This is a genomic window from Turneriella parva DSM 21527, from assembly GCF_000266885.1.
GTDB lineage: Bacteria > Spirochaetota > Leptospiria > Turneriellales > Turneriellaceae > Turneriella > Turneriella parva.
Window position 1 is genome coordinate 440433 of the sequence record NC_018020.1, and the last position, 25766, is coordinate 466198.

Genomic DNA, 25766 nt, shown 5'->3' on the forward strand with positions numbered 1-25766 from the left:
TCTACAACAAAAAGGCAGCTCAGAGACATTATGGCGAAGTACGATCAAACAAACTCGGTAATCGGCGAAGGCTCGATCTTTGAAGGTCGCTTCTATATTTCAGGCAGCCTGCGCGTCGACGGCAAATTTGAGGGCGATATTCGCACCGACGAAGCGCTCGTCGTCGGCGAAACCGGTAAAGTCAAGACCAACATCAGCGCACGCGAGGTTGTACTCGCAGGCACGCTCATCGGCGACATCGATGCAAAAGACGAAGTGCGCCTGACCGAAACCGGCCGCATGCTCGGTGACATTACAACTCCGGTGCTCAATATTTCGCGCGGCGTGGTGCTCAAAGGCACCGTGAACATTCACGGCGGCCACAAGAAAGACCCGCGCAAAATCGTCGAAGAGAGTTACGGTCTCATGCGCGAATTAGACAAAAAGGGTATTCAATAAACCCAGGTCTGCCTTGGCGAAAAAAAAAGCACTCACAAAAACATCCTCTTCGGGTCGAAAATCAAACTATAGGCCCGACATGCCCTCTGAGAAGCCACGCAAAAGAGCCGACAAAGATTTCTTCGTTCTGAACGTGAAGCCGACTGCGGCTGCAAGCGCGGCGACGGTATTGCCTGCGCAGCAGGCGAAACCTGCGATCGCGGGCATGCGAATCAATCTGGGTTTTGCCGAAATCGCCTACCAGGGCAAAGGCCAGTTTCTGTATTTTTACAAGCGCCGCGGCACACTCAAGAGCGGCGCGCTGCACATCGACCGCAAGGCGATGGTCTGGCTGCTTCTGGCCGTTACCTGCCTCTCTGTCTCGCTGAGCTTTGGCCTCTGGAAAAAGCGCCAGAATGCAGTGAAGCTCGCCTTCTCTGATGCGAAGACCGGCGTGGGCGGTGTCGGCCGTCTCGAATCCGGTAAGGTTATTTCAGAAGCTTCTGACATCACCGGTGAAATCGCACAGTTTGAAGGCGATGAAAAAATCAAAGACCAGTTGATGGGTGTGCTCGAAGAACGCGAGCAGGTCGACAAGGCCGGCGAAAAAGGCGCACAAAAAGTGCAGAAGCTGCAGTACAAAGTAAAGCCGGGTGACACCCTGAAATCCGTTGCTAAAAAATACAAAGTTAAACCCGAGTCGATCAGCGGTTCAAGTCGCCTCAACGAATTTCAAGAGATTTCTGTCGGGCAGACTCTGTCGATACCGACGCGCGATGGCTTTTATTACATCGTGAAGAAAAATGAACGCCTCGCAAACATCTTACAGGCGCATAAGGTACCGCTCGATAAGTTCATGACCGAAAACGAGCATGTCAACATCGACCTGCTCGACATCGGTGAAGAAATTTTCTTGCCCGGAGCGAAGCCTATTCGCCATGCAGAAGGCTGGCTGATACCCGTTTCGAGCCGCGTCATCACGAGTGGTTATGGCTACCGCCGCTGGCCGCGTTCGGCTTTTCACAAGGGTCTCGACCTCAAGGCGTTCTACGTTCCCGTACGGGCGGCAAAATCAGGCACCATCACGTATTCGGGTTGGCTCGGCGGCTATGGCAATGCGATTATCGTACAGCACGACGAAACATATAAAACGCTTTATGCACACCTCAGCCGCCGCCACGTGGCAGTCGGCCAGCGCGTTCGCCGTGGTCAGGTGCTCGGGCGCACCGGTGACACCGGTTACTCATTCGGACCGCATCTGCATTTTGAAATTTCCAAGAACGGTGAGAACGTAAACCCCGTGAAGTTTCTGAAGGGCCTGCGCGGCCGTTCAAAGAAGCATTAAGGTAGAGCTTGCGGTGAGCAGCCGAAGGCGTGTCGAACCGTGATTCTTCGCAAGAGCGCGGCCAACCCGGCCGATCGCGTCATCTCGCCGGTTGAAAAGCCATTTCTCATCGCCGAATTCGGCTTAAACCATAATCGTGATCTCGATCTGGCGCGCCGCATGGCAGACGCCGCAAAAGATTCGGGCGTCGATGCGGTCAAAATGCAGTCATACACCACCCGATACTTTATCAACAGGCAGTTCGAAAATACGCACGGCCTTTATGATATTTTCGCCGGCCTCGAACTCGACGCGGCGTTTCACGAATCTTTGCGCGACCATGTCGTGGGCTTGGGGCTGGCATTCTTTTCGACCCCGCTGACTGAAGATCAGGTGCCGATGCTCGATCAACTCGGTGCACCCGCGTTCAAGATTGCATCGGGCGATGTGAACAACTGGCCGCTCATCGATGCCGCTGCCGCGTGCGACAAACCTCTTATCGTTTCGACGGGCGCAGCCAGCGAAGCAGAGATTGTCAGCGCCATCGCGCACCTGAACAAAAAAGCGAAGCAGAATTACGCGTTGCTGCACTGCGTCTCACTCTACCCTACCAAAAACGAGCAGGCAAATATCAGCCGCATGCTGCGCATCGCGAGCCTCGCACCGGCTGCAACAGTCGTCGGTTTCTCTGATCACACAACGGGCAGCGAAGCGGCTTTTGCAGCAGTCGCATGCGGAGCTCAGATTATCGAGAAACATTTTACCCTCGACAAAACTTTGCCCGGCCCTGACCAATCGATGTCTTCAGACCCAGCAGAAATTCGCCATTTGCGCGCGCAAATCGATCTCGCGCATGCGATTCGCGGCAATGCTGCGAATGCCGATTGCCACGCAGCAGAAACCCAGTCAGACTATTACGGCAAGCGATCGCTCTACGAGTTTGAAGGTAAGGTACGCGCGATGCGCCCACGGCATGCTGATTTTCCCAGGCCATGAAATGGCCGGGGATCTGCGCCTTTTTGCGGCACCCTAAGCTTCAATAAAACTATTCTCGACCAGCGCGCAGAGGGCCGCAACTGCCTCTTCTTCTTTTTCGCCCTCAGCAATGACGGTAATGCGGGTGTCACGCGTGAGCGCCAGCATCATGAGGCCCATGATACTCTTGCCGTTAATGCGCTGGTTGTCTTTTTCTACGAATATTTCACAGGGAAACCGATTCGCCATTTTTACGAAAACTGCTGCCGGCCTTGCATGAACGCCCGATTCGTTCTTGATTGTCGCTGTGCGTGATACCATGGTGCCCCCTAGCTTTCTGCAGCCTCGCGAATCATGCGGGAAAGCCTTTCTTGAAATTTGCGCGCCGCGTTGTGGCCGCGCGACTTGAGGTTAAAATTCTTTGCGGCCGTTTCGATCAGCACCGGCACGTTTCGGCCCGGCCTCACCGGTATTGTCATGACGGCTATTTCAACGCCCAGAATTTCTTCGGTATGGTCTTCAAGCCCCAGCCGGTCGTATTCCTTTTTGTCATCCCAATCTTCGAGATGAATAATAAGGTCGATACGTTTGTTCATTCGCACCGCCCCGGCCCCGAAAAGGTCGCTGATGCTGATGATGCCAAGACCGCGAATTTCGAGGTGGTGCTCGATAGTCTGCGAAACATAACCGTAAAGCCGTGAGCCGTCGCGGCAGATGATGCGCACGGCGTCGTCTGCGACGAGGCTATGCCCGCGCTGCACGAGTTCGAGCGCCGTTTCACTCTTGCCCACGCCGCTCTTGCCCTGAATCAGAATACCGACGCCCGAAACCTCAACGAGTGTGCCATGGAGCAGAGTCTGCGGTGCGAGCGCGGCATCGAGAAAATCGGTGAACACATTGATAAACTTGCTCGTGCGGTGTTCAGAAATAAAAACCGGTGTGCGGTTGCGGCGCGCGTATTCGAGAAAAAGGTCGGGGGGAAAATTAGAATGCGTGAAGACGATTCCCGTAATCGGGTAATTGAAGTAACGCTCCAGCGGCTCTTGCAGCTTTTCTGGCAAAATGCTGCTCACGAACGCATGCTCACCCTGCCCGAAGACCTGCACGCGATCGTGGGCAAAGTGTTCGAAAAATCCATTCAGTGCAAGCCCCGGGCGGTTGACGTCGATCTCGCGCAGCTCTCTGTCGAGATCGGCGTCTTCGTTGATGAGCTTCAGACGCAGCCGGTCTGCGTCTTTTAAAAGTTCGCGGACCTTGACCGATTTCAGATAGCAGGCCTCTTGATCATGATACCGCCACCCTGGGCATGAAACATGACATTCAGGCGGCCAGACTCTTCGTTCACAAACGCAAGAAATTCGAGCGCCGCATCGCTGAGCACATCGAGAGCCTCGGCAACAGTGAACTTCGAGACGGGGTACACCGATTCGGCGAGCTTTTCGAGTTTATTGCCCGAGAGTCGCACGATTGTCTCAACAAAACCACCGCCGCCCGGCATGACAATGCTGTAGTTGCCATCGTTGCGGGCGGTCACAAGGCCGTATCGTTTCTCGTCGACATGGTGGTACATTAAGAAACGAAATTGTTTAGACCGCAACTGCAGCACGGCTTCGAGATCGTCCATGGGCTTAATTTCTGCATCGCGCACCTCGATTTCAGTCTCTTCGTCTTGAACGCGGCCCGCCGCCTGGGGTATGAACATCTCTTTTACATTGGCAGTCTTCTCTTCGAACTTCTTGCGATACTTGTCGATCTGGTTGTTCAGCACATCGAGTGCATTGTCGATCGCCGCGTAGAGGTCTTTGTCGCTCTTTTTAAGGTGAAAGACGGTGGCGTCACCGTGCACTGTGATCTCAAAAAACTGGTTTTGCCGTTCGAGCGAGAACCGCACGTCGATGCCTTCGATATGGTGCAGCCGCTCTTTGAGCTTTTCAATCTTTTTGCCTGCATATGCTTTGATCGCGTCGGTTGGGGGCAGATTCTTGAAATAGTATGAAATTTCCATAAGGCGATTATGGACGGTGAAAGATAAGATCGAGCGTTTTTTATACTTTCGCCGGAATCGGTGTTTTTTTCGACTTTGTCAAATACGCCGCGACCTGGTGCAATTTTTCATTTTGCGGTGCATATTTCATCGCCGCATTCAGGGTTCTCAGTGCCTTGTGCGGCTCGTTGGCACGCACATAGCAGCGAATGAGCAGCAGCGAGGCTTTCAGGTTTTGCGGCTCATCGGCGACCAGCAGCTTTAAGTAGCGTTTGGCCGAAGAAATATCATCGGCCTTGTAGGCGGCATGCCCCGCAAGCAACAAAATCTGCGGCTCGACATGGTCGTCAAAGGCGCATGCATGCCCGAGGTATTCGGCTGCAGTCCGGTAGTCACGCTCGACGAGTGCAAGTTTGCCGACAATTATCAGAGCATCCTGGTGTTCGGGGCGTACCGCCAGCGCCGCCATCGCCGACGCTCTTGCCCCGGCGTGATCGGCTTTCTTGATTTTCTGCCGGCTCTGGTGAATGAGTGTGTCAGCCTCGAGGTGGCGCAGATTATAGTGCAGCGTAAGTATGGTTAAGTCGTCGCCATTGGGTTCGTCGCCCTTATAGAGCTTGAAGCTCTGCATAAACGAGTCGATCGCGCCGGCGGGTTCGGCGAGGGCTGTGCCTATCCAGCTGATGACTTTTTCGACACCGGGCTGTTCGCGCTGGCTGTTCTGCTGCTCGGCAAAACCATCTGTCAGCATCACGAGCGTTTCGCCGGGGCGCAACTTTCCGCTGATCTCTTGATAGTCGTTGATGTCAAACGAGGCAATGCCGAGCGGGTAACCCGGCGTGTCGTATTGCGTCAGCAGTTGGTTGCTGTAGGCAGAAAAATGCATGAGTTTAGGATGTCCCGCGTTCACAAAAGTAAAACTGTAATCGCTGTGAACGCGCAGAAGCTGTGCTGTAAAATAAATACCCGAAGGCAATATTGGCTTCATATGGTCGCTCAGCTGTGCCAGAAGCTCGAGCAGACTCAAACCCTGCGCACTCAGCAGACGAAAGTGGTAGTGCAATGCCATGGTGATGAGCGCAGCGGGTACTCCGTGGCCCGAGACGTCGGCCATAATCAGCGTGAGCGATTCATGCGACCTGTAATAGTCGAAATAGTCGCCGCTCACCTCAACCATCGGCTCATACGCTGCCCTGATGTCGATTGCCTTAAAAGCGGGTATCGATGAATGTATTATCTGCGACTGCACTGTGCGCCCGATACGCAGGTCGAACTGTAGCTGGCTGGTGAGGCGTTGCTGGGTTTTCTGTGCCTCAAGTATACCGGTGATGAGGCGCGCGCTCAAAATCGCGAGCGCGATCTGCGCTGCCATCGCTTCAAGAATCTCGAGGTCATCGTTCTTGTAAAAGTGCGAAGTCCCCTTTTCGACTGCGAGCGTACCGAGCTTGTCTTCGCGCACGCTGATCGGCGCGCAAATAACGCAGAGCGTATTTTCTCCCGGGTCTAGGTATTTCGAGTTCTGCGAAAGATCGTATATAAGGCTCGACTTCTGTTCGGCGAAAACCGAACCCGAAAAACCTTCGCCACTCGCGAGCGGCCGGCGTTCGGGCACTGTCTGCGCGAGAAACGCCACCGGGTGCAGCATATCGTTTTCCCATATGCGCAGCGTCACGTTGTCGGCCTCGAAAATTTCAGAGCAAAGAGAAATGACGCGCGAGAACAGCGTGTCTTTATCGTTGATTGTCGACAGCTCTTTGCTGACGTACATGAGAATGTCGATCTTGTCTTTGGGCGTAAGGCCACCGATAACGGTCTTTGCGCCCCGATATTTTACTACCCGCCGTTTGCCGTACCTGAGTTCGAGCATCCGCCCTTGCGCAGCAAAGGGCATGCCAAATGCGGCAAAAAACCGCTTATGCGGTATCTGGCCGGGGTTCTAACGCGAGACGATGCCGAACTTTTTCAGCTCGCGGTCGATATTGCCGGTAAGCATTGCATACCACATGCGCCAGTCTGAAATAAAAGATTTCAGCGGATATTTGAATGTCGCAGGCCGGTTCTTTTCGATAAAGAAATGGCCGAACCAGGCGAATGCATAGCCACTGATGAGTGCAAACAACATAAGTATATACGTACCGGTACCGATACCTACTGCAGCCAACAGCAGCGCCAGAGTTGAACCGACGAAGTGCAGCAACCGGTTACTGCGCCGTGAATGTTCGTGCAGATAGAAAGGCCAGAAAGACTTCAGGGTTTCATAGTTATCGCGCTCCCATGCGTAGCGGTATTGTGTCGGTGGCGGCTCGGGAATTCGCAGCGAGGTTCGTGCGACGCGGCTGGTGCTCGCTTTTTGGCTATTGCGGCGCTTGGTGGTAGCGCGCTTTTTGCCAGAGCTTTTTTTCGCTGGCTTTGCTTTCGCGCGGGCCTTCGGTTTGCTTTTTGCCTTAGGTTTAGCTTTCGACTTTTTGACAGCCGCCTTGCGTGCAGTCTTTTTTTTCTTTGTCGCCATTATTTGACTCCGTCGCGGGCCTTACGCGCCGCCTGCAGCAATTCTTTCGAGTAGAGCTGGCCGACGAGCTTATCTTGTACCTTGAGTGCCGTGGCTTTCAGCCGTGCAAGTTCTTCTGCGCTCGGCTCGACCTTCTGTATGCCTTTGCTTAAGAGCACCTGATAGGCTTTGTCGTTCTCTTTGCGCAGCTCAAGCGTTAGCTCATGCGCGTATTTTTCGAGCGTCGAGTGCACGATCTTCTTTTGATCGTCAGTCAATTTATCATAAGCCGATTTTGCCAGCAGCGTTGCGCCGGCCGCATTCGCGAGGCGGCTATTCGTCAGGTACTTTGCTTCCCGAAACCATTGCAGGCCGATTGCACCGTAAGGCGGCGCGTAAAAGGCATCGATACCGCCGGTCTTGAGCTGCGGTAGCACCGCTTCGAAACCGAGGTAGACCGGCACAAGACCATATTCGGCGAGCATCGCCTTCACGAGCGGATCGCCTTTCGGCGCCCAGATTTTCACACCTTGCATGTCTTCATAGCGCGTGATCGGCTTGTTCTTGCTCATCAGATAAACGAAGCCGTTTTCGCCCCAACCTGAAAGCACGAGGCCCTGCGCGAGAAATTTTTTCGATAGCTCAGGGTAAATTTTCGCAATGACTGCGTCGACCTGCCGGCTGTTCTCAAAAAAGAAGGGGAGCTCAAAGATGCGCGATTCTGTGACGACCGTACCGAGCGTCTGGCCCGTAAAAGACGCGATGTCGATTGTGCCGGTCTTGAGCTTGCGCATTACCGACGGTTCGTCGCCCGCGATGCCGCCGTAGAACACGCGAATTTTCACCTGCCCCTGCGTCTTCGCATCAATTTCATCGACGCATTTTTTGATCGTGCGGGCCCAGACGGTGTTTTCTGGGGCAAGGGTCGCATATTTCAGCGTAACCTCAGCAAAAAGCGCGCTGCCTGAGCTAAGCAGAAAAAGAAACAGAACTTGAGAAATCCTTATTTTTCGAAGCGACATAGGCGTACTGCGCGGGCAGAATCGCAGCCGTCGAGCCATTTTTATCCCGATAATCGGTTCATGCCCAGAAGAATTTCGGCGTCGGCTGCGGGCATTGGCGCAGCAAAAAGATAGCCCTGGCCAAATTCACAGCCAAGACTGCTGAGAAGCTCGCGCTCTTCGATCGTCTCGATGCCTTCGGCGACTGCGCCCAGATGCAGATTGCTGCTGAGCGATAGTATCGTGCGCACGATTTCATAGTTTTTGGTGTTCGCCGCCAGCGAATGCACAAACGAGCGGTCGATCTTGATGGTTTCGGCGGGTATCGTCGCGAGATGGCTGAGCGACGAAAACCCGGTACCAAAATCGTCGATCAGAATGCGAATGCCGAGCCGCTTGAGTTCGTCGAGCTGCGACATGCCGCCGAAAATATCGGCCATGAGAACGGTCTCGGTAATCTCGATGCGCAAAAAATGCGCGGGCAGATTAAATTCTTCAAGCAGCGACCTCAACATCTCAGCCAGATTGCCGAAAGCGAACTGTTCGTCTGAGACGTTGATACTCACATAGAATTCGCTCGTGTGGTTTTCATGCCAGCGCTTCGCGGTCGCAGCAGCTTCGCGCATGACTGCTTCGCCCAGAAGCCGCATCGCCTCGGTCTTCTCGAGAATCGGCAGAAACGACCCCGGCGCCAAGAGACCAAGTTCAGGGTGTTGCCATCTGACAAGCGCCTCGAAGCCGACAAGCTGGCCTGATTTCAAATGATAAATCGGCTGGTAAAAGTTCACGAGCTCAGTGCGCGCGATTGCCTTCTGAAAATCTGAACTGAGGCGCAGGTTGCGCGCGGCGAGTTCGTGCATCTGCTGCTCGAAAACGCGCACCGAAGTGCGCTTGTCGGCTTTGGCGCGGTACATCGCGTTATCGGCGTCGCGCAGCATCTGGTCTGCCGACTGGTACCTTAGCGAAGCCATCACGGCGCCGACGCTCGCCCCGATAAAGATGTCTTTGCCGCTGAGGGTATATGGAGTCTTGAGTTTGTCGGCGATCTTGTGCGCAACTTTGAGCAGCGCCGCATTGTCGGGCACCGACTTCACCAGCACGACAAATTCGTCACCACCCCAGCGTGCGACCAGGCAGCGGTTGTCGACTGAAGCGAGCAGTTCGAACGCGACCGCCTTAATGACAAGATCGCCGATATGGTGGCCGAGGCTGTCATTCACAAGTTTGAACCGGTCGAGGTCGATGAAAAGAATACCAAAGGCACGCTGCGTCGGGTGCGCATGAAATTCTTGAATCGCCTCTCTGATCGCCACAGTGATGTAATGCCGGTTGTATATGCCGGTCAGTGAATCGTGTTCGGCAAGATATTGCAGCTCGAACGTCTTTGCCGCCACGGCGCGGCGCAGCATCTTGACCCAAACGAGCGCTCCGATAATGAGCAACGCCAGAACACCCAGACTCAAGAGCAGCACACGCTGCATCTGCCGCATTTCACCGAGCTGAATGCGGTTACCTTCGCCAAGCCAGCGCTGGTAAATAATTTCGTACGTGCCATTGGCCTTGAGTTTCGCAAGGCCTTCGTTCAACAAATTCAATATCTCGGTATTCCCTTTTTTTACTGCAAACGCGACATTCGATGCCAGAATCGGCTTGCCCGAGGTTGTGATGTTTTGCAATTTCAGTTTCTGCAAAGCATAGCGTCCGCCCACCTGGGTCGTGATGACGCAGTCGTGTTTACCCGACGCCAGAAGCCGCATTGCCTCAAACTGGTCACGCACCTGAATCGAAGTATATTTGATGCCCTGCGTGCGCAGGTATTCTGTAGAAAGCGCGCCTGCCTGCTGAATGACTTCTTTGCCATTGAGTTCTTCGAGCGAATGAATTGGTTTCGACCCAACCCGAATAAATATTTCAGAAGCGAGAACAGAATGCGGATCGCCAAAGTCAGCGTATTCTCGCCGCACCGGCTGGTCGAACATGCTCACGACATCGACGCTGCCTTCGATCAGCCGGCCGCGAATTGTGCTCCACGGGCCTGAAACGAAGGTGACACGGCGGCCCATGACCGCGCCGATTTCGCGCACGAGCTCGATCTGAAAACCGTCGAGCCGCCCGTCTTCGCTAAACCATTCGTAAGGGCGAAAGGCCTCGTCGGCGCCATAAATAATGGGCAGCGCACTCTCGGGCGCGGCGAGTGCGCGCTGGCTACAACCGGGCAGAAAGACAAACGCAAGCGGCAGCAACAGGGAGGCAACAGTACGCATGCGGATTCAAGCCACTACTGCTTTCTTATACTGTAAAGTGCATTGCGCTGAAGGCATAAAAAAACGGGCTGACGCCCGTTTTTTTGTGTTTGCTGTAAAGGTTGCTTAGAAATTGAAAGCAGCGCCGACACGCAGCACGTAGCCACTCATGTCGAACTTGAATCCGCTTTTTTCAACTTCGCCACCGCGGTAGCCACCTTCGAGCAGAATGTTGGTTGTGGACGCAGAACCTTCGGTGAGCATGCCGAGGTTAAACGCAAGGCCTACCATGCCTTGATACATAAAACCAGCTGCCGAATCGCTGACAGTTGAAGCTGGCACTGGTGTGCTGGTTACTGAGTCAGTGTACGCAGGCGTTTTTGCCTCAAAGAAAGACCATGCATAGCCCGCACCAAGCGTTACGTATGGCTGTACGGCCGGGGTATCTTCGGTACCCATGGGCACTATGAAGCGCAGATTGAGCATCAACGGCAGGGTATAGTGGTTGCGGGTTGTTGTCAGTGTCGACGTAAGGCCACCGACGGTTTGCGTTCGGCATGGCGAATTAGTACACTGGTCAAAGTTGATCCAGTTGAAGTTGATTTCTGGCACGAACGCAAAGAAGCGCTCGATTTTGTAGGCGTATGCGATGCCGGCGTCAAAACCCGCCTTATCGTTGGCTGCCTTGACTGAGCCGACGCCGCCCTTAATTTCGAGCCCGCCGCCCTGGGCGAAAAGTGGTGCAGCGCTGATTACCGCAGCTGCCAGCATAATAGAATGCAGTTTGTTCTTCATAATTCTCCTTTTGGCCGACACGAGCCGGTCAATTCATTAGACGTTTGACCCCGAATTTGAGGTCGATAAAATTACGATAAATGTCGCGCCGCCGATGTAAACCGAAAAAATCCGGCGCAGAACCCTGCGCCGGATTTTTCGGGACTGTCAAAAAGTCGCGAACCGCGCTGCACAGGCGCGGCGCACAGGCGGAAACCGGCCTGATTAGGCCGTTTCGCGTGTATTTGCCGCAGGCAAATGCAGCGTTTTCGCCGGAGCGGCGACTTTTTAGGCAGGCGCAGCCCTAAATAGGTAACTTCACAAAATTCTTTATAGCGGGGCCGATTTTTGAGAGCGGCAATATGTGCGAGCCGTCGACCGCTTCGAGTTTGACCGCCTCTCGCGGCATGCCCCAGACAACCGAAGTCGCTTCATCTTGCGCGATCGTGAGAAATCCTGCATGGCGCATTGCTGCCAGCCCGCGTGCCCCATCGTTTCCCATGCCGGTGAGAATGATTCCCATGGCCGATGCCGGTGCGGCGCTGACGACTGACTCGAAAAGCACGTCGACAGAAGGCCGGTGGCGATTAACCGGCGGGCCCGCATCGGTGGTCGCGAATAGTTCGAGGCCCTGGCGCCTGACGATGAGGTGGCGGTCGCCGGGTGCGATGTAGACTGTGCCCGACTTCAGCTTTTCGGTCGCATCGGCCTCAACAACGGTGAGCGCCATAATTTCGTCGAGCCGGCGCGCGAATGCGCGCGTAAAGACTTCGGGCATGTGCTGCGTGATGAGAATCGGCGGCATGTCGGCGCCAAGTTCACCCAGCACCGTTTCAATTGCGTGCGGCCCGCCGGCCGAAGCGCCTATAGCAACCAACTTCGATGCGTGATGGTATAGCGCGTTCATGTTTCTTCATGCCCTGTGGGCAAGAGTAAGTCTGCGTGTTTCACCCAGCAGTCACCGTTCCACAGTTGAAAAATTACATTACGATGGCCTTTGCCGCCGAGGTGCTGCGCCGCAATCGAAATGCCTTCACGGGCCAGCACAACCTTCAGCATCTCGATGTTGCGCTCGCCGACTGTGGCACCCGATGGGTCTTTGAGCTCGAACATGTTACCGCCACCGAAAACTTTCACGACATAGTCTTGCTTGCGCGTACCGGCGCGCACCATTTCACGAAAGAAAATCTCGAGGCATTCGTCGACATACTTGCCGCTGAGTTCGGCCTGAGGTTGCTCACCGCCCTGAGAACCTCTTGAGGGCAACAGGCAATGGCTCATGCCACCGATTTTGAATCTGGGGTGCCAGATACAGATCGCCACGCATGAACCGAGCAGCGTCTTCACCCGGTTGTTTTCGCCACCCCAGAAATATTCGCCGGGCTGTAGGTAGATTTCTTGCACAGAAGGTTTCATCGAATTCATCGGCCGGTGCCATCACCTTTGTCGCTGACGGTGTAAATTGTCGGCTCAACCGCTTTCAGCCGCGCGCTGATGCCGTGCAGACTTTCGGCGTGGCCAATCACGAGGTGGCCCCCCGGCTTTAGATAACGCGCCAGATTTTCAGAGACCTTTTGCCGTGTCTCGCGGTCAAAATAGATCATGACATTGCGTAAGAAAATGGCATCGAACTCACCGAGGCTGGGTGGTAATGCTGCAATCAGGTTAATCTGCAGAAACCGGATATTTTTCAGCAGGTCGCCTTGAATGCAGAACGTGCCTTCAGCTTCGCGCACACCCTTGAGGCAGAATCTCTTAAGGTATTCGGGGCTGATCTGGGCAGCCTGCTCTATGGGGTATATGGCGCGCATGGCAATTTCGAGTATTTTTTCGCTGATGTCAGAGCCGACAATCTGCCATGGGCGCGCGCCCAACGTGTCGGCGAGCACCATCGCAAGCGAATAGACCTCTTGCCCCGATGAGCAGGCTGCGCTCCAAAGGCGAAACGTTTCACCCTGCGGGTGGCTGGCAAGCTTTCGTTTGAGCCACGCGAAGTGTTTGGGCTCGCGAAAAAAATACGTCTCGTTGGTCGTCAGCAGATTGATCATCACCTGCTTTTCGTCAGCATGGGCCTCGTCGCGCACGAGCTTCAGGTATTCAGAAAAACTGTTGAAGCCGTAGTGCCGCACCCGTTTCATGAGGCGACCGGTCACCAACGCCTGTTTGGTGTGACCCATGTGAATGCCCGCCCACTCATAGATGAGCTTCTGAAAGAGCGCAAATTCGGCGTCGGTCAGCGGTATCAGGGGTTGTGTCAAGGGTGTCAGCATCGACCTGACGAGAGTTTTTCGTTTGGCGTCAGAGCGACAAGGTGAAGATACCCGCGTTGCGCGCCTGCGCCTCAATCTTTACCGTATTCTGCCGCCGCGTAAACTTCGACGCGAATAATCGCGCGGCCACGGAAAATGAACCTTATTCCCCGGCCATAAACATCGACGGTTTCGCCGACCTGCCTCAATCTGCGGGTTTTGTAGAACCGCGAGAGGTAGGCATAAGCTTCTGCAGCTGTCTTGCCCTTCAGGTCTGTCTCATGCAGCCCATGGGGAGTGAAAAAGTTCAACGAGGGTGACTTGTGTTTTTCGACCTCGAGCCGAATTTCGGTAATGCGTCCGTTGCGCAGCACGAATGAGCCATTGAATGTCTCTTGCGTATAGACCAGCGTTTCGGGGCTCGCCAGGTCGCGGTATGCGGGTTCGCCGTATTTCGCTCTGAGCTCCACCTCGGTTTCGCCCAGAAGCATGCCCGCAGCGCCGATGCCTTCGATGACATGGTTGGGCTGGTTGCGCAGCAGCAGCACGTCGATATCGCCCTTCAGCGGCCGCCACCTCTCACCCGTAGTGGGTGGCCTGGTTCCGGCGTACAAGGAGGTACCGGGCATCGCACTGCCAAGGATGGCATCTGCGTGCGATCCGGCGTACAAGGTCGCTGCCGCCCTCCATAGCTCTCGCGACCCTCGCCCTCCTTGGCTGGCGGATGCATCATGGTTCGCGCTGGCAGGCCTGCCCTGAGCCGGGTCGAAGGGGAGGCCATCTCTGCGCGAACCGGCATGTAGCATCACACCAAAGCTGCCGACAATTAGAACGATGACCAAAAAGCGCGCGCTCTTTAAAGCATACGAAGACCCTGAGTTCATGACGTCGTTCGAGGCGCGGCAGGTTCGCATTCTCACAGAGTACCTGATGCCACTCACTCATTTTGAGAAGTTGCGCGTCAAGGATACCATCGTCTTCTTTGGCTCAGCGCGTTTGCCCGCGCCGCACCAGGCGAAGGCCGAGCGCGAAAAGTTGCAGGCAGCGGGCGAATGGAATGCCGAAGAAGAGCAGCATTTCAATCTGCGGCTCAGGTATTACAAAGACGCGGTGCGCCTGGCATACCGACTGACGCAGTGGTCGAAGGCGCTGCCCGCCGATGCGCGCCGTTTTCTCATCTGCTCGGGCGGCGGCCCCGGTATTATGGAAGCAGCCAACCGAGGCGCAGCGCACGCGCGCGGGCTCTCAGTCGGTATGAATATCTCGCTGCCTTTCGAACAGGAGCCGAACCCTTACATCACGCAGACACTCAACTTCGAATTTCATTACTTCTTTATGAGAAAGTTCTGGCTGATGAACATGGCGAAAGCGCTGGTCGCCTTTCCCGGCGGTTATGGCACGCTCGACGAACTTTTCGAAGTGCTGACTCTAGTGCAGACTCGCAAGGTACAGAAGCGCCTGCCCATCGTGCTCTTCGGTAAAGAATATTGGGAAAAAGTTCTGAACATTGAAGCCATGGCAAAGTGGCGCATGATCAAGTATGAGGATATAGACTTTATCCATTTCTCTGACGACCCAGAAGAGGCTTTTCGCTTCTTGACCAAGAGCCTAACCGAGATATATCTTTAGCAGGCTCCGGAAAAACTCCCGCGAAAGCGATTCTTAATCTGGCGCTGACCAGCAATGTCGGTATTTCACCGCAAATAAAGACCACGCGGCAGGTCTCTCTGCAATATGCCTAAGCCCAATGTCGATCTGGTACAACAGATTGTCACCCAAGTCGGGCTGAATGGCGTCGTACCAAGCGATGGCTTGTTCTATTTCAAATTGGGCGCTCTGAGTGACGATTAATTCTTTCACCGTATTTGGCCCTGAACTCTGCGAGCGTGATCGAGCCCATTTTCCCTGAAGTCGAAAGTGCACTGCGGCGGTCTAACTCGAAGCGCCATTCATTTTCGATTTCTCTGGAAATGCCAACCTGAGAATATAATTGGTCGGCCAGACGTGTCTTGTCTTCAGCACTTAACGACTCGGTTTCGTGGAGTATTTTTTCCAGAGTCCCGGGGACCATGCGTACAGTTTACGGGTCGAAATACCGGGAGGCAAGTATTTTTCGGCTTGAGCTCGACAGTTTGCGCTCACCCGCATTGAAAGTTCAATGCTGCTGCGAAAAAGTGCCAGGCATTCATGAAAACAGGCAGATAGAATTCATAGAGACCGAGACTGAACCAACTAACGAGGTCGAATAAGAACCCAAGAGCGACAACAATCGCGGCCAGCATGACATAAAGAAAGCCGGCGATGAGCCAGAAGGCGTGGGCCAACTGACAGAATGGCGCGAACCCTGCGACGACTGTGAGCACGGCGCACTACGTCTTGCGCCCTGACGGTCGTCAAGCCTTTGCCAGTATACAATAAAACATCGTATCTGAATCAAGCTCTGGCGAGCCGACGAGCTTCGAATCGACTACCCTATACTGCGGGTGCGCGGCAATAAACTTTGCCACGACGCCTTCGTTCTCAATGCGAAACACGCTGCAGGTTGAATAGACCAGTCTGCCCTGCGCGCGCAGGTAGGGTTCGACCGATGAAAGAATCTTCAGCTGCAGCGCGGCAAATTTTTCGGGGTCGTCATTCTGTATGCGAAAGCGCACATCGGGGTTGCGGCGCAGCGTGCCAGAAGACGAGCAAGGCGCATCGACGAGAATTCGGTGAAAGCCGCCACTGTTGGTGATCTCGCGTGTCAGCGTGGGCGATTTCTCTGCATCATAAATGAATCTTCTCACGTTATGAAATCCACCTCGGCGCGTGCGCAACTTAAGCTCATCGAGTTTATAGTCGCGTATGTCTGAAGCGTAGAGTACGCCGCGGTTCTGCATCTGCGACGCTATCTGCAGCGTCTTGCCGCCACCGCCGGCGCAGACATCCCACACCGACATGCCGGGGTGTGCATCGACGGCCTCGCCCAAAAGCTGCGAGGCCAGGTCTTGAATTTCGATGTAGCCTTTTTTCAGCGCCTGCAAATCGTAAATGGGAGTTGTACCTTTCACGGTAAAAGTAATCAGACCCGAATCGCGGCGGGTAGTCGTCACCTCGAAGCCGGCTGCCCTGAGTTCGGTTTCGATCTGCCCCACCTTATCGGTGAAGTTCGCGCGCAGGTACAGCGGCGGTTTTGATTCGAGATTTCTTAAGAACGCCGGTATTGAGTCGCTCGGTAGAGAGCTGTGTTCGAGCCAGGTTTGCCAGCTTTGAGGCAGCGCTGCCGCGTGAATCACATTCGCAGGTGCTGTGGCGCCAGCCGCATGATTTTTCAGCGCGACCCAAACGCTTGCGGCATCACTGGTCTGCTCTAAGGGCAGCCGCGCGATGACAGTGCGCAGTCGCGTAAAGAAAGCTTCGCTGTACCATGCGCGGTCGCGCTTGCCATAGCTCTTGTGCTCGCGAAAATACCCGGCGAGCCACTTGTCTGCCTGGCGCGCCGTGGGGTAGTCAGTGTAAGATTTCCACAGTCGGTTAAGGTGTTCGTTGCGGCCGCGCGAAATCGCCTCGCCCACTGCAGGCGAGGCCGATTTTGCATCTACGGGAGCCTTTCCCTTTTTTATTGCAATGCCCCGGTTGCGACCGAAAGCAATGCTTTATTAAATCGCGCGACGTCTTTGAGCTCGCCGCCATCGGCGATCACCGCGTGCCCCCACAAAAGCTGCGCGTAATCAGCAATCACCGGGTCATTGGGATTTTTATCGTAACGCGCGTATAGCTTCGTGACGAGCTCATGCGCCGGGTTCAGCTCGAGCGTTTTCAGCCGTGGCGGTACCTTTTCACCATTGCGGCTCAGAATTTTCTCGAGGTAAGGGGAGACGTCAAACTCGTCAGCTACAACGCGCGAAGGGGCTGACACGAGCACCGAGGTAAACTTTACCTCTTTCGCGACGTCTTTCAGTTGCTCTTTCAGCGCGCCTAACAGCGCCCCCATGGCCTTTTCAGCTTCTTTGACTTTCTCGGTCGCTTCTTCTTTTTGCTTATCGTCAGCGAGATCAAGCTCACCCTTGCTCGCCGATTTGAATTTTTTGCCTTCAAATTCGCCGATGTTCTGCAGCACGATTTCGTCGTACGCGTCTATGAGGTACAGAATTTCGTAGCCTTTCGCGCGCAATGACTCGGTATGCGGCGAATTTTCGAGCGTGAGGCGAGATTCACCCGAAAGGTAATAGATATCTTTTTGTTCGGCCTTCATGCGCCCGATATATTCTTTCAGCGTCGTCGTTTTTTCAGGGTCGTTTGAAGAGGCGAACAGTAACAGACCCGAAAGTTTTTCTTTATGTTCAAAGTCGGTTGAAGCGCCTTCTTTCATCGCTGCCCCGAATTCGCGGTAGAAATCGGCGTATTTATCACGCTCTTTCTCCAAGAGGTCTGTCAGCGTAGAAATAATCTTGGTCGTGAGGCCCTTTTTGATCGCCGTAATGTGCCGGTCTTGCTGCAGAATTTCGCGCGAGATATTGAGCGGCAGATCGGCGCTTTCGACAACCCCACGCACAAAGCGCAGGTAACGCGGCAGCAGCTCTTCGGCCCGCTCAAGAATCAGAACCTTCTTTACATAAAGCTGCAGGCCACCTTTAAAGCTGGTGTAGTAGAGATCAAAAGGTGCGCGCTTCGGCAAATAGAGCAGCGCCTGGTATTCGATGCGCCCTTCGGCCCGGTAGTTGATCACCTTGAGCGGGTCTTCCCAGTCATGAGAGAGGTGCTTGTAGAATTCGTTGTACTCCTCATCTTTGACGTCATTCTTGCTGCGCGTCCAGATCGGCTTCATCGAGTTGAGCGTCACCTCTTCAATGGTCGTCTCCGTTTTGGCATCTTTACCTTCACCGACGGTCTTATGCACCTCTTTCTTCATGAGAATCGGGTATGCAATGAAGTCAGAGTATTTCTTCACCACCTGTTCAATTTCAAATTCGTCGCAGAAGTCGGGCAGGCCGTTTTCTTTGTCGGCCGTTTTGAGATCGAGTGTGATAGTCGTGCCAGCGGTGAGGCGCTGGTCGTCGTCGATTGTATACGTGCCTGCACCGGTCGAGACCCAGCGCACCGCAGAGTCACTGCCTGCACGACGCGTGACGAGGGTAATCTTGTCGGCGACCATAAACGCCGAATAGAAGCCGACACCGAACTGGCCTATCAGGTCGACAGGGTTTTGCGTCGTCTTAGCCTGCTCGAGAATTTCTTTCGTTCCCGATTTGGCGATCGTGCCGATATGGGTGACAACCTCTTCACGGCTCATGCCGATGCCGGTATCTGAAATCGTGAGCCTGCGCGCCGCCTTATCGATCTCAATGCGGATATAGTTGTTTTCTTCTTGTGTTATCGATTTGTCGGTGAGCCCCAGAAACTTACGTTTATCAATCGCATCTGAAGCGTTCGAGATCAGCTCACGCAAGAAAATCTCTTTCTGTGAGTAGATCGAATGGATCATGAGATCCATCAGTTGCCGGGTTTCGGCCTGAAATTCAAATGTCTGTGTTGTACTCATAGTAGAAACCTCATAGTGATTTGGGGGTAGGGTTGTCTAAAAAGTCGCCGCGCCTTTCCAGCGCGGTTCACGACTTTTTAGACAACCCCTATCTTCCTGAACTAGTGTTTGACATAGCGTGTCAATTCTACGGCAAATTGCATCTTCGATGCGTTTTGGCCTGCAGTTCAAGCTCACCGCGCTGATTGTTGCGCTTGTCATGGCTGTTATCGCATCGCTCGGCATTTACGTGGCGCGCGAGAAAAAGAGCGTGCTCACTGAAACCGCCGCGGCCACGGCGCGCAAAGAACTGGCCAGCCTGGCCTTTATCGCCTCGCGCGCGATTCTTGACCGCGACGATCTCGCGCTCGCCGACTCGCTGCAAAATGCGCAGGGGCTGCCCGGCTTTACCGTCGGCGCGGTTTACCTGCCGAAAACCAAGACGCCGCTGATTAACCGCATCGGCAAAGAGCTGACGGAAAGGCAAAAAGACGTCGAGCGCGATGCACTCGAAACCGTGCGTGCCGAATGGGACGCTGCGGTCGCTTCGACCTCAAAAGTCGTCACCCCCACGACGAAAATATTTCTCGGCGACAGCGGCGTCAAAATTCAATATTTTCACAAGGCCGTATTTCATCCGTTTGTCAAAGTTAACCCGCCGCTGCTGGCGGTGGCACAGGTAGCCGTCACCGATGAGTATATAAACCGTTCGATTCGCAACAGCATGATTGAACTGGCGATCGTGGCATCTGTTTTTTTTATTTTAGCATTTGCTGCGGCCTATTTGTTGTCACGGTTTGTGGTGAAGCCCGTCAAAATTCTGTCGAACGGCGCACAAGAGGTGGGGCGAGGCAATTTTGACGTGACCCTGCCCCCGCTCGGCAGCGACGAACTTGGCGCGCTCGCAAAACAATTCAACGCGATGACGGCATCGCTCAAGCGCGCGGGTGAAGAAGCGAAAGAACAGGCGATCTTTAACGACCAGGTAAAGCAGGCGCAAGAAATTCAAGAGGGCATGAATCCCTCTCGCTTCTTAAAAAAGCCCGAATACCAGATTAAAGGTTTTACGCGTGCTGCCAAAGGCGTCGGTGGGGACTATTACGACTTTCAGCTGATGGGCGATGGGCGCATCGCGGTGCTCATCTCTGATGTGAGCGGTAAATCCATCTCTGCGTCGCTGGTCATGGTACTCATCAAGACCGTCGTTTCAACTTACCTGAAGCTGTTCAACACGATTCGTGGCGACACAATAATTCGTACGATTAACCGCGTCATGTGCGGCGAAGCGCACATCGACAAGTTCGCCACGATTATCTTCTTTGTTTTTGACCCGGCAACGAAAACGATTGAATTCAGCAATGGCGGACACGGCCCCCTCTTCGTCTACCGCGCAGACCGCAAGCTCTGCACCGCCTCAAAGATTGAAGGGCTGCCGATGGGCATCGAAGAAGAAAATGTCTACAAGCTCGCAAAACTGCAACTGGGTAGCGGTGACATCGTTATGCTCTACACTGACGGCATCACCGAATGCTGGAACCAGGCAAAAGAAGAATATGGCCTAAGGCGTGTGCGCGAGAAACTCATTGAATACGCCGACCTCAACCCAAAAGAAATCATCGAGAACTTCGTGCGCGATCTCGATGAATTTGCTTCAGGGGCCGAGCAGCACGACGACATGACCATGGTCGTGATGAAGATTTTATGAACGCGCTGCGACTCGCCCTGCTGGCCATGTTGTTCGCAGCGTGCGACCGCGTAAAACCCGCAGAAATGTCGCTGACTAGCGGTGACACGCGCGTAACCATCAGCTGGAAATACCAGAATTTTCCCACAGAGCTGACGATACACGAAATTCGCCCAGGCAAGAAAGCCGAGCTTTGGCAGACCGGATCGGGCCGCGACACAACAACTACACCTGTTGGTGAAGAGATCAAAGGTGGTGTATTTGCGATTCAACCCGGCAAAGAGAAAAATTTCGTACTCGCGGCCCGAAACACCACGGGCAGGCCGATCTATTTCTTTGCAGCTCCCCACCATCTTGAACCTGCGCATGCAGGGCTTGGTTTCCAATTTAAATGCCTTTGCGTGAACCATTTGTTCAAAATTAAACCTGGCGAAATCTGGTACCGCGTTGTGCGGCTGCGCATCACGCGTGAAAATCGCGCCGCAACTATCGACATCAGTCACGACATCGTTGGCGTCGACAAGAAGGGACGCGAAGGATATTTGGTTGACGCACCCGAACCCGAGGGCTAGTTGTGCGGCCGCGCAAACTTGTTTGAACAGGGAGAATTCTATGAAAAACAAAATGAATGCCTATATCGTGGCTTTGTTACTCGCAGCACTAGCGACGAACTGCAGCCAAAATTCGACAATTTCAATGGCGACTTCAACCTCACTCGCCGGTGCCTCGGTGTTTGATTTCCTGAACGGCAAGAAATGGTCAGCTGAACCGGGAGCCGAATACGTCAAGATTCACCTGTACCTTGACGAACCCATTCAGCTCAAAGAAGTCGAGATTCGCGCTTGCGACAAGTTCGACGACAACGTGCATATGTTCGTGAACTTTGACGAATACAATTATAACCTCAAAAAGAAGAAGGGCGACAGCAAACTGGGGATAACCCTCGACACGCCGGTAAACGCCCGGTCGATTACCTTTAACCTTAACCGCAATTCAAACTCGTGTCTGAGCGGCCTGACGCTCTGGAACCAATCGGGCAAAAAAATTAAATTTCAGACTCCCGAGACGATTGCTGGCGAAGTGAAGACTTCGAAAATCAGCAAGTCGAAAGCCTACCACCCGCTCAACCTTTTCGATTCCCGCTATGAAACAGCCTGGGCGTCTTCGCTCGGCGAAAAAGACATCTTTCTCGATTTCAGTTTCGGCACCGAAACCGAAATCACCGCGCTCAAAATCTGGAACGGCTACCAGAGGTCGCCGCTCCACTGCATTCGCAATGGCCGGGTCAAAACTCTCGAAATCAACGGCGATGGAGGCTACAACGAACGAGTGACCGTTGCCGACGAAATGGATGCACAAACAGTACAATTACCAAAACCATTCAAAGGAAAAAATCTACGCCTGCGTATGGCAGAAATCTACCGCGGAGAGCTCGAAGGTGTCGTCATTAGCGAGCTTCGCTTCTTGAACGGCACCAAGGCAGTCATGTTTGAACCTGCACCACTCGCCAAAGAAGTTGCGACAGAAAATCACGAGCTCTTTCGCACGGCAGGTTTTGAAGAAATCTTAAACCGGGGTCTGGTATCCGATGAAGAAGGCGAAACGATTGAACCCGGCCTCGCAAGAGTCGTAACTGCCCGCGGCGGCCTGCGTATTCGAGAGAGCGCTTCGACTACCGCCGCTGTATTGATTCTGGCACCGCAGGGTGGCAGGGTGAAGTTCGAAGGCGAGACGGGCGACGAGCTCAAGGTGGGCGATGAGGTAGGCCATTGGGTCAAAGTCACCTACGCCGGCAAAACCGGCTGGGCCTTCGATGCTTTCTTGCAGCAACCCGCAGCCGAATCAGGCAACAGCTCGCACAGCAGCGCGTGGAAGCTTCGCCTGCGCAGCGATGGCAGCCTCTATTTCGAAGGCAATGCACAGACCGTGTCGCACGACTATGAAGTGGGCAAGAGCGAAACCACCAACACTTCTTTCTACGCGATTGGCAACTTTGAAGCAGAAAAGCCTGTGGCCAATGAGATCGATATTAAACTCTTCGGCTTTGTGAAAGCCGTCGAGGTAAGCTCATCTGAATACATTGAGATGGGCCACGATTGTAACGGCTGCGGCAGAGATTGCGCGCAAGTTAAGGGCAACAAAGGCGAGAAGGTGTTCATACAGAGCGCAAAGCTGATCAAGAAAGGCAGCGAATATGTGCTCGTGAACAAATCTCCAGGTGCGCAAATACCGTTCACTACCCTGCAGCTGAAACTCGAACGACCACTGGCGCAGGGCAGTTGAGAGCGCGGGCGCCTGACACGCCCGTTTTTGCATGAAAGACGAAATCTTCAAACAACCCGGCTCTGGTAAAAAGCCCTTCGAGTTCAATGCGCAGGTTGTGCAGGTGTTCGATGACATGGTATCCCGCTCTATACCCTTCTACCGCGAGGTCTTGCGCATGAGCGCCGAGCTGGCAAAAACCTTTTATCAACCCGGTACGCAAATTTACGATCTCGGCTGCTCGACAGGTGCCCTTTTACCTCATTTAGAAGACCAATTCATCGGGACGCAATTTCTATATTGCGGCATCGACAGTTCAGATGACATGATCGCGAAGGCAAATATACATTGCACCCGAAATAAACCAGAGGCCATGAAGGCAGAATTCTCCGTAGCAGATATTACGGCTGTTGATTTTAAACCGGCTTCGGTTTTTGTCTCAAACTACACTTTTCAATTCTTAAAGCCCCTTGCGAGGCAGACTTTGCTACGCAAGATATTCGCCGCGCTCGAGCCCGGCGGCTGCCTTATCGTTTCTGAAAAGTGCCTTGAAGACGCCGCCGACATGTCGCGCATCTATGCCGATCTTTACCACGCCATGAAGGCGCGCAATGGTTACAGCCAGCTCGAAATTGCAGAAAAACGCGACGCACTCGAAAATGTTCTGATACCCTTCAGAATGAGCGAGAATACCGAAATGCTGCGCGCAGCAGGCTTCAACCCCGTTTCCATTTTCTTTAAATGCTATAATTTCACTTCATTTGTTGCGCTTAAGCCATGACACTGCCTCAGGCGCCGCGATTACCAGACTTGCCTGAACTGACAACCGCGACACGCGAAAGCTGGCTCCAAAACAGCGAAGCCGCCATCGCGCGGCTGCGAGAGCCGCCGTTTGCCGACCTCACCGATAGACTCGGCAGAATATCGGCACTGCCCGAAAGCATGAAGATTCACGAAGGTGGGGTTGAATTTCACGGCACATATACAACAGCTGAATCCGCCGCGCAAGCCCGTGCGCTGGCACACGAACTGATACCCTGGCGCAAGGGCCCGTTTCGCTTGTTCGATTTTGATCTCGACGCCGAATGGCGATCTGATGCGAAATGGAATCGCCTTGCACCTGACTTACCGAACCTCAGTGGCAAGGTTGTCGCCGATGTGGGCTGCAACAACGGTTATTACCTGTTTCGTATCGCGGCCGAGGGCGCACGGCATGTTATCGGCTTCGACCCGACGCTGAAATACTGGCTGCAATACCAGCTGCTTGCGGCGCACGCTCGGCACCTGCCTGCGACTTTTTTGCCTCTGGGCTGGCAGGCTCTGGCCGGAGTTCAAAAAGCCTTCGATGTCATTTTCTTGATGGGAGTCAACTACCACGAAGCCGACCCGCTCAACCTGCTGCACACCTGCCGGTCGGCGCTGAAGCCCGGTGGCCTGTTGATTTGTGAATCGGTCACTGTCGACGCTGACGGCGACTTTGAAATCTTTCCCGCAGGCAAATACACAGGCATCGGCGGCGTCTATGCGATACCCACGCCCCGCGCTCTGCAAAGACAATTGCAATCAGCAGGATTTCAAAACGTCACGGTCCAGCACACCGAGCGCATGACGGCTGCCGAGCAACGCCGCAGCGAGTTCTCGCCGCAAAAGACCCTCGCCGATTTTGTCACGGCCGACGGAACCAGTATTGAGGGTTATCCGCCTTTGCATCGGTCGGCTGTGTTTGCGTCTTGACCGAAGCCCGGCATGAAACTTCGCAATGATTAAAGCCAACGGTCATTCCCGCGAACGCGGGAATCTAGCAACATTACTCACAAGGCAGATGCCCGCGCCACCACTGAGCCGGTCGAAGAGTTCGCGGGCATGACGATCAATATACTGACCGAAACGATCATGACTCTGAGCACGCGGTCAGATTCAGAAAATTCTTTAATCCCACACAAATAACCACTTTATTGCTACGTATGCGCCGTAAAAGACCCAACCGAGTGGCCCGGGTTTTTTCTCTTTGGTAAAGGCCGTGTAAGGCTCCTGAAAATTCACGCTGATCGTTGAAAACGAAACCTGATTGTCATAGTAACGAATCTGCCCCTTCAGCTGTTCGACCCGTTCGGTAATGCGCCCGAGCTCGCGCTCAACTTCGACTGCGTCTTTGACCGAATCTGCCTTCTTCAACAGTTCTTGATAGCGCGCGAGCATCTTCTGCTGCACGTCGAGGCGAATTTTGAGGTCGCTGTATTGCATGGTGATATCTTGCGCGGTGACGTTCTCGTACTTCACCTTGGCGAGCGAGCGTATAAAATCGCTCGCGGCACCAAATTCTTTTGCCGGCACGCGCACAGTCAGTGCGTTTGACGAGCGCTGCGACAGATAGCCCCCAAGGCTCTTGGTCTTGTCGATAATCTGACCGCCAAAGATCTTTGCATCGCCTTCGCCCGCTTCAAGCGTAAACGAACCGTTGTAGATCATCAAAGTACCGGCCTGAGCACCCTGCGCAAGCTGGCCGCCGGTAGGGGCACTGTCGCCACCCTCACGGTCATTTATGGCTTTGGCCTCGGCCGCGGGCATTTCAGCACGCGTTGACCGGCTCGAGCTGCCACAGGCCGTGAGAACCGGCAAGCAGGTTATGCCCGCTACCAGCAAGAAGCAGCGGTATGGTTTTCGCATCTGAAGCATATTTCTTTGACGCCGGTGAGGATTTTCAGTTCAAAAAATACTGACAACCTGTCTAAATCTTTGCCTCTGGCCTACTGGCTAAATCTCCCGTGCCTGCCAGTGGCGAGTCAAAAGCTCAGGGATATAAATGGAAGGGGCGTGTTCCCTTCGAGCACCTCAGGGCACACGCTCGTTGAGGCGCTCGAAACG

Annotated in this window: 27 protein-coding genes; 9 read left to right on the plus strand and 18 right to left on the minus strand. The window is 54.1% G+C overall.

The genetic code is table 11. The features are described from left to right. The first annotated feature begins 30 nt into the window (after positions 1–30). From TURPA_RS02010 to TURPA_RS02020, 3 genes are all read left to right on the plus strand, one after another. Positions 31–438 (plus strand): bactofilin family protein, encoded by a 408-nt coding sequence (locus TURPA_RS02010; protein ID WP_014801613.1) that lies wholly within the window; start codon positions 31–33, stop codon positions 436–438. A gap of 79 nt (positions 439–517) precedes the next feature. Beyond that, positions 518–1762 carry a M23 family metallopeptidase gene (locus TURPA_RS02015; protein WP_014801614.1) on the plus strand — a complete coding sequence of 415 codons (1245 nt, stop codon included), beginning with the start codon at positions 518–520 and terminating at the stop codon, positions 1760–1762. Between the two features lie 39 nt (positions 1763–1801). Next, positions 1802–2737 carry an N-acetylneuraminate synthase family protein gene (locus TURPA_RS02020; protein WP_014801615.1) on the plus strand — a complete coding sequence of 312 codons (936 nt, stop codon included), beginning with the start codon at positions 1802–1804 and terminating at the stop codon, positions 2735–2737. Between the two features lie 33 nt (positions 2738–2770). Here TURPA_RS02020 and TURPA_RS02025 read toward each other — a convergent pair whose 3' ends face one another. The 12 genes from TURPA_RS02025 to TURPA_RS02085 all read right to left on the minus strand — a co-directional run bounded on the left by TURPA_RS02025 (position 2771) and on the right by TURPA_RS02085 (position 14084). Further along, entirely contained in the window at positions 2771–3037 is a 267-nt protein-coding gene (locus TURPA_RS02025) for an HPr family phosphocarrier protein (RefSeq protein WP_014801616.1), read from the minus strand. 8 nt (positions 3038–3045) lie between these two features. Beyond that, on the minus strand, positions 3046–4074 hold the full coding sequence (gene hprK, locus TURPA_RS02030) for an HPr(Ser) kinase/phosphatase (RefSeq protein ID WP_342612518.1): 1029 nt from the start codon (positions 4072–4074) through the stop codon (positions 3046–3048). Beyond that, positions 3981–4721, minus strand: a complete 741-nt coding sequence (gene hpf / locus TURPA_RS02035; RefSeq protein ID WP_014801618.1) for a ribosome hibernation-promoting factor, HPF/YfiA family — start codon at positions 4719–4721, stop codon at positions 3981–3983. The genes hprK and hpf overlap by 94 nt, the downstream gene beginning before the upstream one ends. A 40-nt stretch (positions 4722–4761) precedes the next feature. Beyond that, positions 4762–6567, minus strand: coding sequence for a SpoIIE family protein phosphatase (locus TURPA_RS02040; protein ID WP_041948239.1), 1806 nt, complete (start codon positions 6565–6567; stop codon positions 4762–4764). 69 nt (positions 6568–6636) lie between these two features. Beyond that, complete coding sequence (locus TURPA_RS02045; protein ID WP_053332262.1) at positions 6637–7011, minus strand: Mpo1-like protein; 375 nt, start codon at positions 7009–7011, stop codon at positions 6637–6639. A gap of 197 nt (positions 7012–7208) precedes the next feature. Continuing rightward, a complete protein-coding gene (gene dctP, locus TURPA_RS02050; protein ID WP_014801621.1) occupies positions 7209–8210 on the minus strand; it encodes a TRAP transporter substrate-binding protein DctP in 1002 nt (333 codons plus the stop codon). Between the two features lie 41 nt (positions 8211–8251). Further along, positions 8252–10453 carry an EAL domain-containing protein gene (locus tag TURPA_RS21260; protein ID WP_014801622.1) on the minus strand — a complete coding sequence of 734 codons (2202 nt, stop codon included), beginning with the start codon at positions 10451–10453 and terminating at the stop codon, positions 8252–8254. Between the two features lie 105 nt (positions 10454–10558). Then, entirely contained in the window at positions 10559–11227 is a 669-nt protein-coding gene (locus TURPA_RS02060; protein ID WP_014801623.1) for an outer membrane beta-barrel protein, read from the minus strand. 283 nt (positions 11228–11510) lie between these two features. Beyond that, the gene (locus tag TURPA_RS02070; protein ID WP_014801624.1) at positions 11511–12113 is read right to left on the minus strand and encodes a CheB methylesterase domain-containing protein; all 603 of its coding nucleotides are present in this window, start codon (positions 12111–12113) and stop codon (positions 11511–11513) included. Then, positions 12110–12631 carry a chemotaxis protein CheD gene (locus TURPA_RS02075; protein ID WP_014801625.1) on the minus strand — a complete coding sequence of 174 codons (522 nt, stop codon included), beginning with the start codon at positions 12629–12631 and terminating at the stop codon, positions 12110–12112. Before TURPA_RS02075 ends, TURPA_RS02070 begins: the two co-directional genes overlap by 4 nt. Continuing rightward, positions 12628–13476 (minus strand): CheR family methyltransferase, encoded by an 849-nt coding sequence (locus TURPA_RS02080; protein WP_014801626.1) that lies wholly within the window; start codon positions 13474–13476, stop codon positions 12628–12630. The genes TURPA_RS02075 and TURPA_RS02080 overlap by 4 nt, the downstream gene beginning before the upstream one ends. Positions 13477–13547: 71 nt before the next feature. Beyond that, positions 13548–14084, minus strand: coding sequence for a hypothetical protein (locus TURPA_RS02085; RefSeq protein ID WP_169314390.1), 537 nt, complete (start codon positions 14082–14084; stop codon positions 13548–13550). A 205-nt stretch (positions 14085–14289) separates the two neighbouring features. Between TURPA_RS02085 and TURPA_RS02090 the strand changes: the two genes are divergently transcribed. Then, positions 14290–15084, plus strand: coding sequence for an LOG family protein (locus TURPA_RS02090; RefSeq protein WP_014801628.1), 795 nt, complete (start codon positions 14290–14292; stop codon positions 15082–15084). Positions 15085–15277: 193 nt separating this feature from the next. Here TURPA_RS02090 and TURPA_RS24280 read toward each other — a convergent pair whose 3' ends face one another. The 4 genes from TURPA_RS24280 to htpG form a co-directional block, all read right to left on the minus strand. Further along, entirely contained in the window at positions 15278–15526 is a 249-nt protein-coding gene (locus tag TURPA_RS24280) for an addiction module protein (protein ID WP_014801629.1), read from the minus strand. Between the two features lie 67 nt (positions 15527–15593). Beyond that, a complete protein-coding gene (locus TURPA_RS02100; protein WP_014801630.1) occupies positions 15594–15818 on the minus strand; it encodes a hypothetical protein in 225 nt (74 codons plus the stop codon). Positions 15819–15848: 30 nt separating this feature from the next. After that, positions 15849–17009 carry an RsmB/NOP family class I SAM-dependent RNA methyltransferase gene (locus tag TURPA_RS21265; RefSeq protein ID WP_014801631.1) on the minus strand — a complete coding sequence of 387 codons (1161 nt, stop codon included), beginning with the start codon at positions 17007–17009 and terminating at the stop codon, positions 15849–15851. Between the two features lie 44 nt (positions 17010–17053). Next, a complete protein-coding gene (htpG, locus tag TURPA_RS02110) occupies positions 17054–18976 on the minus strand; it encodes a molecular chaperone HtpG (protein WP_014801632.1) in 1923 nt (640 codons plus the stop codon). Positions 18977–19124: 148 nt separating this feature from the next. On the opposite strand from htpG, the gene TURPA_RS02115 reads away from it, so the two are divergent. From TURPA_RS02115 to cmoB, 5 genes are read left to right on the plus strand one after another with little or no spacing between them, the layout of a single operon-like run. Next, a complete protein-coding gene (locus TURPA_RS02115) occupies positions 19125–20660 on the plus strand; it encodes a PP2C family protein-serine/threonine phosphatase (RefSeq protein WP_014801633.1) in 1536 nt (511 codons plus the stop codon). Further along, positions 20657–21211, plus strand: a complete 555-nt coding sequence (gene lsa20 / locus TURPA_RS02120) for an LIC11469 family lipoprotein adhesin Lsa20 (protein ID WP_014801634.1) — start codon at positions 20657–20659, stop codon at positions 21209–21211. The genes TURPA_RS02115 and lsa20 overlap by 4 nt, the downstream gene beginning before the upstream one ends. Before the next feature lie 40 nt (positions 21212–21251). Next, a complete protein-coding gene (locus tag TURPA_RS21270) occupies positions 21252–22922 on the plus strand; it encodes an NADase-type glycan-binding domain-containing protein (protein ID WP_014801635.1) in 1671 nt (556 codons plus the stop codon). A gap of 31 nt (positions 22923–22953) precedes the next feature. Then, positions 22954–23682 (plus strand): carboxy-S-adenosyl-L-methionine synthase CmoA, encoded by a 729-nt coding sequence (cmoA, locus tag TURPA_RS02130; RefSeq protein ID WP_014801636.1) that lies wholly within the window; start codon positions 22954–22956, stop codon positions 23680–23682. A 29-nt stretch (positions 23683–23711) separates the two neighbouring features. Further along, a complete protein-coding gene (gene cmoB / locus TURPA_RS02135; RefSeq protein ID WP_157210364.1) occupies positions 23712–24635 on the plus strand; it encodes a tRNA 5-methoxyuridine(34)/uridine 5-oxyacetic acid(34) synthase CmoB in 924 nt (307 codons plus the stop codon). 77 nt (positions 24636–24712) lie between these two features. Here the strand turns inward: cmoB and TURPA_RS24115 are convergent, their stop codons facing one another. Together TURPA_RS24115 and TURPA_RS02140 are read right to left on the minus strand one after the other, a co-directional pair. Next, positions 24713–24844: a hypothetical protein gene (locus TURPA_RS24115; protein WP_281054943.1), complete on the minus strand. Its 132-nt coding sequence runs from the start codon at positions 24842–24844 to the stop codon at positions 24713–24715. Then, positions 24831–25577: a DUF4349 domain-containing protein gene (locus TURPA_RS02140; RefSeq protein WP_014801638.1), complete on the minus strand. Its 747-nt coding sequence runs from the start codon at positions 25575–25577 to the stop codon at positions 24831–24833. The genes TURPA_RS24115 and TURPA_RS02140 overlap by 14 nt, the downstream gene beginning before the upstream one ends. Positions 25578–25766: the final 189 nt, after the last annotated feature.